This window comes from Psittacicella hinzii, assembly GCF_003585935.1.
GTDB lineage: Bacteria > Pseudomonadota > Gammaproteobacteria > Enterobacterales > Psittacicellaceae > Psittacicella > Psittacicella hinzii.
The window spans coordinates 1-15472 of record NZ_NRJG01000004.1; the positions used below are offsets into that span (position 1 = coordinate 1).

The 15472-nt window shown below is 35.7% G+C and carries 8 protein-coding genes and 1 tRNA gene; 5 read left to right on the plus strand and 4 right to left on the minus strand.

Annotated features, from left to right (window positions below; genetic code table 11):
• Positions 1-35 precede the first annotated feature (35 nt).
• Positions 36-111: transfer RNA gene (locus tag CKF58_RS00180), tRNA-Trp, on the plus strand.
• Between the two features lie 324 nt (positions 112-435).
• Here CKF58_RS00180 and CKF58_RS00185 read toward each other — a convergent pair.
• Entirely contained in the window at positions 436-1914 is a 1479-nt protein-coding gene (locus CKF58_RS00185) for an MFS transporter (RefSeq protein ID WP_147397175.1), read from the minus strand.
• A 914-nt stretch (positions 1915-2828) separates the two neighbouring features.
• Here CKF58_RS00185 and CKF58_RS00190 point away from each other — a divergent pair.
• The 4 genes from CKF58_RS00190 to CKF58_RS00205 all read left to right on the plus strand — a co-directional run bounded on the left by CKF58_RS00190 (position 2829) and on the right by CKF58_RS00205 (position 12352).
• Positions 2829-9218 (plus strand): AAA domain-containing protein, encoded by a 6390-nt coding sequence (locus CKF58_RS00190; RefSeq protein WP_119529977.1) that lies wholly within the window; start codon positions 2829-2831, stop codon positions 9216-9218.
• Positions 9219-9447: 229 nt separating this feature from the next.
• Positions 9448-10530, plus strand: a complete 1083-nt coding sequence (locus tag CKF58_RS00195) for a hypothetical protein (RefSeq protein ID WP_119529978.1) — start codon at positions 9448-9450, stop codon at positions 10528-10530.
• Between the two features lie 145 nt (positions 10531-10675).
• Complete coding sequence (locus CKF58_RS00200) at positions 10676-11443, plus strand: hypothetical protein (protein ID WP_119529979.1); 768 nt, start codon at positions 10676-10678, stop codon at positions 11441-11443.
• A gap of 33 nt (positions 11444-11476) precedes the next feature.
• Positions 11477-12352 carry an IS1634 family transposase gene (locus CKF58_RS00205; protein ID WP_119529980.1) on the plus strand — a complete coding sequence of 292 codons (876 nt, stop codon included), beginning with the start codon at positions 11477-11479 and terminating at the stop codon, positions 12350-12352.
• Between the two features lie 139 nt (positions 12353-12491).
• Here the strand turns inward: CKF58_RS00205 and ychF are convergent, their stop codons facing one another.
• From ychF to CKF58_RS00220, 3 genes are all read right to left on the minus strand, one after another.
• Entirely contained in the window at positions 12492-13583 is a 1092-nt protein-coding gene (ychF, locus tag CKF58_RS00210) for a redox-regulated ATPase YchF (RefSeq protein WP_119529981.1), read from the minus strand.
• Positions 13584-13856: 273 nt separating this feature from the next.
• Positions 13857-14435 (minus strand): aminoacyl-tRNA hydrolase, encoded by a 579-nt coding sequence (gene pth, locus CKF58_RS00215; protein ID WP_119529982.1) that lies wholly within the window; start codon positions 14433-14435, stop codon positions 13857-13859.
• A 138-nt stretch (positions 14436-14573) separates the two neighbouring features.
• Positions 14574-15131, minus strand: coding sequence for a disulfide bond formation protein B (locus CKF58_RS00220; RefSeq protein ID WP_119529983.1), 558 nt, complete (start codon positions 15129-15131; stop codon positions 14574-14576).
• Positions 15132-15472 lie beyond the last annotated feature (341 nt).

The window sequence follows — 15472 nt, forward strand, 5'->3', positions numbered from 1 at the left end:
TACCGCCCACCATTTTTACAATACATTGAATTGCTAGGGGAGTAGTTCAATTGGCAGAGCATCGGTCTCCAAAACCGAAAGTTGTGAGTTCGACCCTCACCTCCCCTGCCACTATAAACAAGTTTTCAGCTATAGGTGATTCACTTATAGCTTATTTTTTTTTGAAACTAAATGTGTTAGTGTTTAGTTTTGATTTCATGGTAATAACTCCTTAAAGTTGATATTGTTGATTGTATTCAGAGCTACTTAGGTAGCTCTTTTTTAATATCTGGAATTTGCTAATCTGAAGTGTAGGTTAGATATTAGTATGATGAAATTATAAAGAAATTGTAAAAGGCTTAAGAGGTTTACTCTTAAGCCTTAAATTGTGTAATTTTTGGTGTATTTTGTAACTTGTATGAGCTAAAACGGAACTTGTATGTGCTAAAGTTTAATTTATTTACTAGTAATAGTCTGCGCTCTTTTAGCTACATACGGACGAGTAATATAAATATAAATCAAAGTTCCTACAGTACAAATGGTAGCAATTAAACTATCGATATAAATAACACTTGCTCCTTTGTGGTTAGGTAATAGTGCTGTACTAAAGACACAACAGCCAGGTATTACTAAACGCGCAAAAGTTAATAATGAGTTAGCTGTTGCTAACATTTGTGGAAAGATCATTAAGTATAGCGATGTAATATTTGCTAAGAGCATACCTGTAAAGAAGTAACTAATAGCAAAACACATAATAATGGTGTAAGGACTTAAAAAGAAATAAGTAATTACAATGTTGAATATAATACAGCCACTTTGGCAAAGACTAGCATGTAGCCAAACTTGTCTAGGTTGCCATTGACGACGCATTAGGTATACGTTTAGCCTATTGCCTAAAATAGTTGTAAGCATAGGAATTAAAAAGCATGTACCTACAACTAAGGGAGAGATTTGGTACTGTTTAATTAAGATACTAGGAACTATAACCGGAAAAGAGAAAATACATACCGAATAGCCTGCAGTAAAAGCAATTAAGCTAATAGCACGAGGATTCTTTAGAATTGTAAAATAGTTATGCCAAGTATTGCTTAAGTTATAGTTAAGTTTGTGTTTTTGAGCAAGAGTTTCAGGAACTTTCAGTAAATAGATGCTTAAAGCAGCAATTAAACCTATAGTTAAACTGTAAAATATTGCTCTCCAACCAAAAAACGAAGTAATAATCCCACCCCAAAATGGACCAAGACCTGGAGCAAACATATAAAACAAAGTTATCCAAGAGTTGTAAATTATAAATTTACGAGGAGGATAAATATCTTTAAGAATTACGCTTGCGACCAGTCCTAATCCTGCAAAGGTAAAACCTTGCCACATTCTAAAACAATATACTTGCCAACCTGGTTGCACATGGACAAAAAAGATATTAGCAATAATACCTAAGCTAGCACAAACTAAGGTTACAGGTTTGCGTCCCCAGTTATCGAGTAAAGGACCCCAGACAAGTTGTCCGATCCCCATAGCAAAGATGAAAAAAGCTTGCAAGGCAACAATATTTATTTGTAGTTCATTACTCAGTTGTCCGATTGACGGAGAAAAGGAAGTATTTTCAAGACCTGGAATTACAGAAAAAGCTACCATCAAACTAATAAGTAACCATTTAGCTGGTAAGTGTTGCTGTAAGTTTTGTTGATGCGGCGTTAGCGCATCGTAATCAGGTTGCTCTTGTTGCTGATCATTGAAACCACGAGCTTGAGGGATTTCTTGTTCAGGTTGTCTTGTTTCTTGCTCTGGCTTTTTTGTCACTTGCTCGGATTGTCTTGCTTCTTGTTCAGGCAGTGTTGCTTCTTGTGCGGATTGTACTTTTTGTTGTTCCGATTGTATTGACTCTTGATCCTGTTGCGAGCTTTGATTAGGCTGATTATTAGTTGCCTGTTGCATATAAATAGAGGTAAATAAACTATGGCTCATTAACTTTTGTTAATAAATCTATAGTTATAAGTGGTAAAAGTATTTCAGATTCTCTTATAGCAAATAGTCGACTCTGTATTGAGAATATTGTAATTAGTATTAAAGCACTTTCAATATTACAAATATAGGGAGTATGAATACTCTTTGCTAAGAGATTAATAGTTGCTATTTTACAAAATCTCTTAGGAAAAAGTTCAAGTCTAACTAATTACGAACCTTAAACCAGTTACTCATTGATTGAGCTCTGTGGTACAGCTATCACTTTCTCAACTTGTTAGTAGTTAGCTTTAGTTTGATTCAAGATTAATCTCGAATTGATCTAAGGTGAATTAGTTCTTAATAAAAAGTAAGTAACTAAATGTTTTTAAGGTTAAGAATTTTATTCTAAAACTTATAGTTTGTGCGGTTTTTCTTGCTAGGCGTGGTAAAATAGTAGTACTTTTTTGCTTTGTCAGAAATTTAAAACTTGTAAGATTAGCGATAAATTATAAGTCACCATAACCCTTAAATTTAGTTCTTTTGCGTGTTATTTTACTCTACTTTAGAGCTTTAAGCTTGTTAAGCAGTTATCGTACATAGAGATAAGCTAACTTATCAAATATTCTTGAAAAATATGCTTATCAGATAAACTTGTCAAATACGCTTATAGATAAAAGATAAAATATCTAAACCTTAATCTTGTGAAGGTTGTTGGTAGGTTTTAGGTGTGTAAATCCAAGCTTTTATGACTTCTAGGTAAGTTTTACTAAATTTAAGTGCATTTTAATTACTTTTTACTTTTTTGCTTTCTGACAGTAAAGCCGATACATATTAAGATTAAGATAAATAGCTTAGCGGCTTTAAATTACAATTACTTTTTTGAACTTATTTGCGTGTCGCACTTTATGACTAATGTGGATAATTTTTCCAATTCAAATGTAGAGGTTTCAGAACCAACTAACGAACGTTCTTTTGGACGTTTTGAGTTTAGTTCTTTAGAAACTGTGCGTAATCGTTTAATAAACCTTACGCGTAACAACCGTCTTATAAATTTTCATTCTAGTCGCGCTGTTCTTTTAGCTGATAAAAGCTTAAATCAAATGGTACAACGTTTTAGTGGTGCCAAAGAATACACAGTACAGTTTTTTCCCCGTTTAACTTATGCGCAATTTCAAGCTTATTTAGATTGGTTACTTGCAGATAACCAACGTGTGGCTTGTTATCAAGTACAAGTACAAAATGGCAAACTGGTATTAGCTCAAGCTTCAGCTGATAATGAACAAAAAACAACGGCTTTTAATGAATCATTAATTGCTAGTCTCAAAGCTCAAGTTGCTGATAAACGTGACCAGAAAGAAAAGACCCACCAAGTAGTAGCGCAAGTTCTCGCACAACAAGAACAAAGTGATTCTCTTGTTACTCATAATAACTATGCTCTAAGTGAAGTCGATGATGATCTAGAAGACTTTATGCCTTGGGATTCAATCGAACTCGAAGATGAAGAGCAAGTTTCTCATGCCCTACAAGAGCAAGCACAATTACAAAAACAGTTTGCTGCGAATGAACTTAAGCCTGAACAACTAATTCCCCTTTTCTTAACTAATCCGCAAGCTCGTGCGGCTTATTTTGCGAGCAAAGATGATAAAGCTTTAATTTCTGAAACTTTAGAAAAAAGCATTAATTTAGCTAGCTATGCTCAATATGCCTTACAGTTAGATAGTGTTACTTTAGGTTTAGAGCAAAGTGCTAATCCAAATGTAAACTTAGCTAAATACGATTCACGCGTACAAGTATTAGGCTGGGAACAAAAAGCAGGTAAACAAGTTTACAACTTTTGTCGTAATAACCAAAAATCGATTAAAGAAATCGGGGCTGGGATTGTCTTTTTAAGTGTAGGCATGCTGGAGTATATTGATATAGATAATACTTCTTGCTTTGCACCTTTATACTTAATTCCTGTAACTTTAAAAGAACGTAATGCGACTAAAGGTAATGCTGTATACAGTATGGTGTATACAGGCGAAGAGATTATCGAAAACGTATCTCTAGCCGAAAAATTACGTACAGATTTTAAAGTTTACCTCCCTAAAATTAATCGTAAAGAAGATCTGTTACTCGAAAAGAAAAAACTTAAACTGCAAGTGCCTACTTCGTACACCGAACAAAGCATTGCTGAAGAACTTGCGAGTTTGGAAAATGATGCAAGTTATAGTTTTTTAGAGTATGTACAACGTGTACAGCAAAGTCTTGCAGAACAAAATTATGAATTTGCGCTGCATGAACAAGCTTACTTAGCAACCTATCAGTTTGCTAAGCAACGCATGTACTTAGATCTTGATCCTGAAGAATGGCCGGTTCATGCCAGTCTTGATCAGCACCCGTTAATCAATGAACTGTTCAATGAGAAAACCGGTGATAAAGAATACGCGGTTGGAGAAATCGATCAAGAATATAACATCGATGAAATCGAGCATATTCATGATTTATATCCAATTCTAGCTGAAGCCGATTCATCACAGCACTCGGCATTAATTGACGTAGTGCAAGGTAAAAACTTAGTAATCGAAGGTCCGCCTGGTACTGGTAAATCGCAGACGATTACGAACATGATTGCAGCCTTAATGAAGCAAGGCAAAAAAGTCTTATTCATTGCCGAGAAAATGGCTGCGCAAGAAGGTGTATTACGTCGTTTACAAGATTTAGGTCTAGGTGACTTCTGTCTTGATTTACATGATACGCATTCGAGTAAAAAAGATGTTTTCACTTCGATTGCTCAACGTATTGAAACCTTAAATAAGTTTAATTATCCTGAAAATTTACCTAATGCCATTGCGCAATATGAGTTACATAAAAATACTCTAAATAGCTATGCGCAAGAAATAAATAAACCGTTTAATCAAACTGGATTTACGCAACAAGAGATTCTTGCGGCTGCCGGTTACTATAAACAGTTTAGTTTTGCTAATGGTGGTTTAGGTTTATTTGATGAACAAGTTACTAAAGACGAACAAGCAACTACTGCCTTTTTCACTAAAACTAACTATCAAAACATTATTACCGAGTTAGATAGTTTCACCAACATTATAGCCGGCTTAAAAGAGTCTTTAGTACGTCAATCACGTTACTTAGCTAATACCCAACAGCATACGGACCCAGTAATGGCTCTGCTTGAACGTGCTGATCAAACGAGCCAATATGACTCTGCAAGTGCAATTAATTTAGGGCAAAATCAAAGCTTTAAATTAGGTGGTAAGGCTTCGAGCACGCAAATGTCACTAAGTGCGCAAGAGCTTGAGAACTTACGCATTCGTGATCATCTATGGTACGGAATTAGTTCTAAAGAACTAAATAGCTTAAATAGTAGTGACATTACTCAAGCGCTATTTGTATGGCAAAAAAGTTTAGTAGAAATTAAAAACTTCCTACAAACTTTATTACGTACGCACCAAGTGCCACAAGATGATGTCGTTGGTCCTAATGGTGATTTATTAGCGCGTGGTAGTAGCTCGGCTGACCTTGAGTTAGCGCATTTAGACTTATTAGCTCTAGATGTATTTGCGCAAAAATTTGCACAATTACCACTAGCAGCCATTAGTGAGTATTTAGATTTTACGTTGCTGCAAGAGTTACTAACTAATCCTTTAGCAAGTGATTCAGCCTTTGCGCAACTGCAAACAGATCTAGAGCACTTAGAGCGCTATTTAAGTTTTAATGCGGCGCAATCGCAAGGCTTATTTAACTATGCCTACTTAGAATGTGTAGTAATGGCAGCTTCACAGCAAGAACAAGAGTTAGATTATAGTAAAGTAACTTCGATTCCAGAATTACGTACTAAACACTATTCGCTGCGTGATCGTCAACAAATTCTAAGCAATCCGCACATTGGTAAACTGTTTGCCTATTTAGCTAAACAGGTTAAGCTTTGTAGTCAGTATATTGCTAATCTAGGACAAATTAGCCAATTACAAAAAGTAAACAACGCACTCGAAGTTTACTTAAAACGTGATGTGGAAAACCAACGTACGGCTAATGACTTTATGTCGCGTTTAACCGCAAGACTAGCTGGGACGTTAGAGCTTAATTACTCACAATTAGTAAAACTAGCGCAACTATTAAGTGAATTACCTCCAAATTTAGTGAAATATCGTCACATTAACTATTTAAGTCCGTTAATGGAGACTAATTTCTCGGAGCTTAAAGAATCACTTAATCAGTTAAACTATGAAATTGCGGCTCTACAAATGGATTATGACCTAGCCCACTTATCTTCATATGAAGAATTTGTGGCAATGCGTCAAAGTTTAATTAATAAGCCTAATTTCATTATGCGCATGTTTAGTAGTGAGTATAAGAATGCTAAACGTCGCTTGAGTTTAGTAACTCGCGGCATTAGCTACGACGATATTACAACTGAGCGTATTCTGGCGCGTATTGATTCTTATTATGCTAAATTACGTCAACTGCAACATGCAAGTACGTTTAAAGAGTTCTTTGGATCACTATATAACGGTTCAGAGACTAAACTTGAACACATTGACATTCTGCGTCAATGGACAAATAAAGTTGTAGATTTTTGTCGTAATGAGCTTAATAACTCACAACTAAGTCCAGTAATTGCTTATTTACTAAGCGAAGAAGAGTTCTTTGGCGTAGTTGAAACTGGGCAAATTATTGCCGATGACTTTAATCGTCTGCATCAAGCTGCCCAAGAAGTAAACTCGTACTTAAGTTCGTCAATTCTTGATTACAATCAATTAGCCGTAATTGCGCAGCAATTACATCCAGCTTGTCAAACCATTCTTAAACTAGTTAATATTGATTTTAATCCGACGGATTTAATTACGCTGTTCCAAGATGGCTTAGCTTTATTCCATGAACCACAATATGCCTCAAGCAGTGCTTACACTTATCAGTCACCATATTTACCTGAAAGTGTAATTGAACAATTAGCTTCTTATGACTTAAGTCTAGGTGATTTACATGGAATTGCTGTAGATCAAGAGGCACAAAGTGAAGTTAAACAACGTCTAACCCAAGAGCGTCCACTTGGTTTTGTGGCTGCAAATACGTGGTATATTGCGCAACAGCTTTTAGGCTTATCTCGCTTACTAGGAGACTTAAAAGCTTCGAATATGCAAGCGATTGCTGGTAATCGTCAACAAATGGACGATTTAGAAACGCAATTACAAGTAGGTTTAAGCCTCAAGGAAGTATTACGTACTGCGCGTAGTCAACAAAAACAAGCAATCTTAGCGCCGATTGAGTTAAATATTACTTCGCGCGGTATTCTCAATATGTTTATTGCCTTTAATGGTATTGCCGAGTTTGTGAAAGCGCAAGATAAGATGGCAAGCCTTAGCAATAGCATTAAGAATGCACGTCAAGCATTTGCGGCGTTTGTGCAACTAACCGATTTACAAGAAAAGTTATGGATTGGTCAAAGTACTAATAGTTTAATCGACTTAATTGTACGCAACCAGTTAGCTTTAGACTGTGCTGATGGTTTAGTTGAATGGTTAGACTACTTAAATGCAACCCAAGATCTTGATCGTCTAGGTATTAGAAAAATTGCTCATTATGCCGAGCAAGTGCCTAACTTAGGAGATCATCAACTTGCGGATATGTTCTCGCAAATTTTCTTTAATTTCTTAGCGTGGAAAGTGATTGAAACTTCGCCAATTTTACGTGATTTTTCATCAATTAACCACAATGCAATTATTGAAAAATTCATTCGCGCGGACGTAGAATTAATGTATGCGCAGCGTCAAAGTACAGCTCATGCTATTGACATGAATACGCGTCCATTGCCTGGTAATGAAGCGAAACGTCCGGCCGAATTAACGGAAATGGCATTGCTTAATTACATTGCCAAACATCCAAATTCGCGCGCTTCGATTCGTGACATTATCTTTAGAGCGGGTAATTCGTTACAAGCTTTAAAACCTTGTTTTATGATGTCGCCGGCTTCGGTAGCGCAATTCTTAACTCCAGGTTCAATAGCCTTTGACGTCATGATTATGGACGAAGCGTCGCAAGTAACTCCAGAATATGCTTTAGGTGCTATTGCGCGTACCAAACAAGTTGTAATTGTAGGTGACCCGAAACAGTTACCACCAACCAACTTCTTCCAACGCAGCAACGAAGAAGCAAGTGCTAATCCAGAAGAGATGTTAGTAACTGAAAGTGCTAAATCGATTCTCGATGTAGCTACGACTATGTTCCCGACCCGTGTCCTACGTTGGCACTATCGTTCAAAACATGAGTCGTTAATTGCTTTCTCGAACCAACAATTCTATGGCAGTAAGCTAGTTGCCTTCCCATCTCCATATGCTCATCATCCTGATTATGGAGTTAAATTTACTCCAGTAGCTGGTAACTTTACCAGTAAGTCAGGTAACCTAACCGAGGCTAAAGCCGTAGCACAAGCGATGATTAATCACTTAATCACCCATGAAAGCGAAAGCTTAGGGGCTGTAGGGATGAACCAACGTCAAGCAAGTTTAATCGAACGTGAGTTCAATAAACTCTTGGCAACCAATCCTCAAGCCCAAGCGGTGTATGAAAAATGGGAAACAACAGTTGAGCCGGTATTTGTGAAAAACCTTGAAAACGTACAAGGTGACGAGCGTGATGTTATTATCATTAGTTGTACATATGGTCCAACTAAGGCTACGAATAAAATGCTTGAAAACCATGCCCAAGGTTTAGCATACTTAGGTGATAATCTATTGCCACAAAGATTTGGTCCGATAAATATGGCAGGCGGTAGTAAACGTCTAAACGTTCTATTTACGCGTAGTAAAAAACGGATGGAGATTTACAGCTCGTTTGGTTATGAGGACGTAAAAGATAAAAGCGATACTGTGGATTCAGGAGTAAATGATTTACGTATTTTCTTAAAATATGCGCAAACTGGCATTCTTGATAATCCACAAGCTACAGCAGCGCATAAAGTTGATAGCACTCCAAATTACATTACTCGCTCGTTAGGTTATGCATTAAGCGACACTTATCAAGTGGAGTCTAATGTTGGAGTTGCAAACTATCATCTAGACTTAGCTTTCCGTTTACCTCAAGGGGAACGTTACCTCTTAGGTCTAGAAACCGATGGTGTAACTTACGCGGCTGCTAAATCGGCACGTGATCGTGATCGCTTACGTACTTTAGTATTAAAACGTTTAGGCTGGAACGTAGAACGTCTGTGGACGGTTGACTGGTTTAAATACTCGCAACAAGAAATTACTGATGATGTACGTCATATGCTTTTACGTTTAGCACAAAATAATCAACAATAACGCAAGAACAAGTTTGCATAGTTTGCTAGCCAATGTTATTAGTTTGTATCATTTTTGGGGTACAGCTCAAACTTAGATCATTTAGATTCTTAAGATCTAACTGATTTAAATTGCTTAACTATGCACGAATGTAAGTTCTTAGATTAAAGTTTCGGTTAATTGTGCCTTAAACCTTAAATTAGATATAATAAAAGCAACCATATCGGTTGCTTTTATTTTTATATGCCCCATGACAGAAGTTAAATTTTTTAATTTACCGCCTGCTTATAAAGACCTAGCACAGCAGACGGTGCAACAAATTTTTCCGCATTTTCCGAAAAAACTAGAAATTTATTTTCCGTATAGTAAAGGATTTGCCAGTCTTGGTTTTACGAACCTTAAAGCGTTTAAAGATTTTTATATCCAAGACATTCCTGAATATAGAGAGCCTTTAAGTAAACGAGATACTTTACGTATTTGTTATTCTCCTGTAAGTGTCGTAAGCAGCCCCATTAGTTCTGAAGCTGCAGAATACTGCAGTTACCACATGGATATAGCGATTGGTGCAGAGAATGTTGAACGTGTTCCACGAGAAAATTATTTCCGCTTACCTAGTTGGTGCGTAAGACTATTTGGTTTTTGTCCAACTATTGCACAAATTCAAGAAAAAATTAATCAGCTTGAAGCTAAACGTCAAGCTAATCCGTTTTTACGTAATGAGTTTATGGGATGCGTACAAAATAGTAATCGAGCTTACTTTGCTAAAGGTGTTTTAAACTTAATAAACATTTCGTTAATGGCAGATGGTGTTTTTAAACATTTGCCGGTATGTTTTGCTGGACGTTTTAATCATAATGATCTACGCCTAACGCAACAATATGCAGGTGATCAAGTAGCATATTTAGAAAACTTTACTTTCTGCTTATGCCCTGAACGCCTTAACATCCATAGCATTGTTGGACAAGACCTAGCTATTGCTTGGGAAGCTGGTTGTATCCCACTTTATTGGGGAGATCTAGGTTTAGATCAAGAGTTTATTAACCGTAAGGCTTTAATTGAATTTAGTACGGTAGAACGTCAGCAACATCTTAAAGCCCTATACCATGCTCTTGCCGAGCCTGAAGCTATACTGTCGCAACCTATTTTCAACGAAAATGCTGCACAACTAATTTATCAACGTATATATGCTCCGATCTATGCATATCTAAGCAAGATCTTACAAGTTGATATTTTAGATTATAGCGATTTAGGTGATCCTGCACGAGCGGCGCAGCAATTTAGCCACGATGAGGCTAAACCTGAAAATTGGTTTATCTTTACCCACAATACTTAAAAACCTCAGATTTAAGATCTTAAGTTAAAAGCTCTGTGGGAGTATGTAAAGATGTCTATTAAATCCCAATATAACAATTACTAAAATCTAGACCGAGTGCTACCTAAATTCCTAAAATAAAATCGAGTTTACAATAAGAAAATCTATGGCATACCTTGATCGCTTAGCTAAGTTACCATCATGTAATATTACCTATCTGAAATACAAAGATAAGTATTACTATGTAATTTATAACTATGACTATAAACGAAATAGTAAAGGCATTCCTCAATCTAAGAAATTAACTATAGGCAAAATTGCGAATCCTAAAGATGAATATTTTCATCCTAATGAGAACTATGTAAAAGTCTATGGCGATAAGGTTGAGTTTGTTAATGCCAAGCCTGCATTTAATGAACCTAAAGCAGATATAGAAAAGGAATATGATCTACGAAACCAGCCGATTAAAAGCATTGAATATACTCAGCCGGTAGGATTACATCTTGCTGTAGAACATCTAGCAATGACTGCAAATCTTTATAAGATTTTACGTAAAGTATTTAACAACTCAGCGCCACTTATTTTCTCATTAGCGACTTATATCCTAAGCAAAGGTAATGCAATATCTGGTTATGAAAAGTGGGCGCAAAAGCACTACCTTGCTCCAGAGTTAATTATTGATAAGAGAAGAATTTTAGATTTCTTTGTTTGGGATATTAAGGAAGAGAAAATCCATGAGTTTCTAGAGCTATGGCAAAAAAGTACGCATGATGAGGAATTTGTAGCATACAATGCAACCTCAAGATTAACCCTTAGTCAGATGATAGGAACTGAGCGTAGCTATAACGAGGAGAACGACTTTACGAAACAAATAAATGTCGGAGTTGTTTATGGCTACAACTCAAAATTAACTTTGCACTACTCATGGAATTAAGAAATAGTTGATTATGAGACAGACTCTTTTTTCATGTTAAAGTTAACTTCAGCTTTTAATGAGAGAAGAACTAAATTTGTTATTAATCAAGATAACTACTCTGAAGGTAATCTTAAAACTTTCGACGATCATAACCATAGTTTTATAAGCTTCATTCCAAGTGCAACTTCTTTAGGCAAATCATCTATTGATCAAGCTATTGAAATTAAATTAGGTTATGAGCACTGTTTACCTGGAATTCCTGAAGTAAAAGCTATGGTTAAAGAAGCAGTAATCAATGGGGTTAAATGTAAAGTACATACCTATTTTGATGAGATGCAAAGAGTAGAAGCTTTGCTTAGTTTTGACTCAGAGATTAAATTTTATGAAGCAGAGATAAAGAGTCGCATTACAGCAAAACAGCAAGTAAAATCAAACAAATACTTCACCGTGCATTGTTTATCAGGTGATAAGCAGCAATATACGTATGAAAGAAACCTAGAAGCAATCAAAAAAGAATATGCAAAATTAGGATATTTCTGTTTAGTTACTAACGAACTAGATTTAACTTCATTAGAAGTTCTTAATCTTTATCACAGTAAAGAGATGGTTGATAAATCTTTTAAAGATGTAAGTCATATACTGCAAAGAAGAATTAAACCCGAGGATATAGACACTGCAAACGGTAGAATGTTCGTTTTCTTTATCTCTTTAATTCTACTTAGCATGTTGCAAAATAAAATTGCTCAAAGTGGCAGTAAGATTAAAGTAGCAATCGAAGAAATCATTGCAGAATTAGACGATATCAAATACTTTGTAACGCACAATGAAAAAATTCTGCACCCTCTTACAACTTTACAGAAATCTCTTATCGAAGCTTTAGGTTTGAATTTAGATTTGAGTCTAGATTTAAATTTAGATTTTGTTTAGACATTGCATAAAGATCTCATGCTGTCTAATAGTTGGTGAACTAAATTTATATTTTAGGAATTTAGGATTTTGAGATTTTAGGATTTTAAATTTAGATATATACGCAAAAAGACGAGGCTAAGCCTCGTCTTTTTTAGGATTATACGTTAAATCTAAAGTGCATTACATCACCGTCTTGCACAATATATTCTTTACCTTCTAAACGTAGTTTACCTTTTTCTTTTGCACCTTGCTCACCATTACATGCTACGAAATCATCATAAGCAGTAACTTCAGCACGGATAAAGCCACGTTCGAAATCAGTGTGAATTACACCTGCAGCTTGTGGAGCTGTAGCACCTACTGGAATAGTCCAAGCACGTACTTCTTTAACTCCAGCTGTGAAGTAAGTTTGCAATTGTAATAGTTTATAACCAGCACGAATTACACGATCTAGACCAGATTCTTCTAAACCTAAATCAGCTAAGAATGCTGCTTTTTCTTCTTCGTCTAATTGTGCGATTTCAGCTTCAATAGCAGCACAAATAGGTACAACAACTGAGCCTTCTTTAGCAGCTAAAGCTTCTACTTTTTCTAAGTAAGGGTTATCTGTAAAACCAGATTCATTTACATTCGCAATGTACATCACAGGTTTTAAAGTTAAGAAGCTGTAACTTTTAATAAGTTTTTTCTCATCTTCACTTAAACCGATTGCACGTAAAGAAGTACCTTCAGCTAGAGCTGCAGCACATTTATCGATAACTTCTAATTCTGCTTTAGCATCTTTATCGTTACCTTTAGCACGTTTAATTAGACGTTGTTGTGCACGTTCACAAACTTCTAAGTCTGCTAATACTAATTCAGTGTTAATAGTTTCAATATCATCTAGAGGATCGATACGACCATTAACGTGAATAATATCATCATTTTCAAAGCAACGTACTACGTGACCGATAGCTTCTGTTTCACGGATGTTAGCTAAGAATTTATTACCTAAACCTTCACCTTTTGAAGCACCGGCAACTAGACCAGCAATATCCACGAACTCCATAGTAGTTGGAATTACACGTTCAGTTTTTACAATATCTTGTAAAACATATAAACGTGGATCTGGCATAGGAACGATACCAGTGTTAGGTTCGATTGTACAGAATGGATAGTTTTCGGCTTGAATGCCTGCTTTTGTTAGAGCATTGAAGAGGGTTGATTTACCAACGTTTGGTAGACCAACAATACCACATCTAAAACCCATGGGGAAAATCCTTATTTGTTCAAAATGAAAGGATCATCTGGCAATGAGCTTAGGATGATCCTCTAAAAAAATCTTTGCTGCTGTATTATAGCAAGTATTTCATTTCTCTGCTGATTTACCCAGCAGCTAAGGTAAAGAAGTTAAGAACACTTTAGTTACGTATTAAGTGATTACGTATTAAATAAGTGTTTGTAATTACTAGTCTTGCTAAGTATTAGCTTTATAAATTGTTAACTTTAGGAATTATTAAATTAACAATGATAAAGCTAATAATTATTTACCTTTTTGATTAAAAGTATTCATAGTTTTATCAAGACCTTGTGAAAAGGCATCTTCGATACCACGTGCAGCTTTCTCAACCGCTTGCGCTAATAAAGGTCGTTGTTCAGCAGATGGCTTACCTAGTACATAACCAGATACTTTATTTTTATCGCCTGGATGACCAATACCTACTCGTAAGCGCCAGTATTTATCACCTGCAAAACGATGGATATCACGTAAACCATTATGACCTGCATGACCGCCACCAAATTTAAAACGCACTTCACCTGGCTCAAGTGCCATCTCATCATGAATAACTAACACTTCTTCTGGAATGATGTTATAGAAATTCATAAATGGCTCTACGGCTTTACCTGAAGCATTCATGTAAGTATTTGGGCAAATAATGCGTACGCGATGATTATAAATCATAATTTCACCGACGTCGGCAAAGAATTTTTTATCAGTTTTTAATTGACCATTAAAACGATCTAAAAGGGCATCGATAACCCATTTACCCGCATTGTGGCGAGTTTCTTTATATTCATTACCCGGATTGTTTAATCCGACGATTAACTTAATTTCTGCCATATGGTTAGATCGAGAGGGTGAAACAATTATTTCGCTATAAGTTCTCTATAGTTCGTACAAAATTAGTATACGAATTATTATAAGAAATTTTGCTTTTAGTTTACGCAAAACAGCACGATTATCTCGTGCTGTTGACTATTATCTCATACTAAAAGGTTTAGTTGTAGTTAGACGTTTTGGTTGAATGCTGCGCACTTGTGAAACTAACACTAAAATTGCAATAACTGCTAGAGTTACAAAAAGAACAGCAGTCCACTCAACAAGGTTTAGACCCATATAACTTGGACCACCTGCATTACAGTTACCGATTGGAGTAAAAATATTAGGGAAGTATTTTTGTGGTAAACCGTAGAAGTGATCGAATACTAACGGGCATGAGTCTAAAGTAAATGGGTTTTGTTTAAATTTAGCAATTAAATTTAAGTGTAAGTACGAATAGTAAGTACCCATTAATGAACCATAGACAAAGGCTAAACAAGCAACTAAGCGTAAAAATAAATTACGCGGATTAATCATGCCGATAATACCACCTAAAGCCACAATGTAGAGGTAAAAGCGATCTATTACGCAGTAATAACAAGGCATTTCATGGAAGTAGGTTTGAATGATATAGGCGTAGGCATTAGTTCCTGCACCAATAAAAAACACTAAAAACCATGGAAAACGGTGTAAACTCCAACGCTTTAAAAATTTCATGTAAAGTATAGTAGGCAATAGCCAGAGAGCCTACTCCTCCAAAATCAAAAATAAGTGAAGATAGAGATATAAGTGATCCTTATACCGGCGTTTAAAGAAATAAAAAGATAGCTAAAAAGAGATTGTTAAAGCTAATACTTTAACTACAAACATAGCTACTTAAGAGCTAGGTAAAGAACTTAGTCTTAAGTCACTTACCTAGAGTTTAAGATAAATTAAAGCTAAAAGAGAGTTAGCTAAAGACTATTGGATTTAGCAAATCTTGTTATTTTTATTATTAATCCAAGCTGCTTTTATATGGTTGTCTGTTGCAAACTTTAAAGTATCTGATTAGAGTTAAA

Excerpts from the sequence above, each read along its gene's own strand:
- CKF58_RS00220 (WP_119529983.1), bottom strand. The coding sequence starts at position 15,131 with ATGAAATTTTTAAAGCGTTGGAGTTTACACCGTTTTCCATGGTTTTTA.
- ychF (WP_119529981.1), bottom strand. The coding sequence starts at position 13,583 with ATGGGTTTTAGATGTGGTATTGTTGGTCTACCAAACGTTGGTAAATCA.
- CKF58_RS00200 (WP_119529979.1), top strand. The coding sequence starts at position 10,676 with ATGGCATACCTTGATCGCTTAGCTAAGTTACCATCATGTAATATTACC.
- CKF58_RS00190 (WP_119529977.1), top strand. The coding sequence starts at position 2,829 with ATGACTAATGTGGATAATTTTTCCAATTCAAATGTAGAGGTTTCAGAA.
- CKF58_RS00205 (WP_119529980.1), top strand. The coding sequence starts at position 11,477 with ATGTTAAAGTTAACTTCAGCTTTTAATGAGAGAAGAACTAAATTTGTT.
- CKF58_RS00195 (WP_119529978.1), top strand. The coding sequence starts at position 9,448 with ATGACAGAAGTTAAATTTTTTAATTTACCGCCTGCTTATAAAGACCTA.
- CKF58_RS00185 (WP_147397175.1), bottom strand. The coding sequence starts at position 1,914 with ATGCAACAGGCAACTAATAATCAGCCTAATCAAAGCTCGCAACAGGAT.
- pth (WP_119529982.1), bottom strand. The coding sequence starts at position 14,435 with ATGGCAGAAATTAAGTTAATCGTCGGATTAAACAATCCGGGTAATGAA.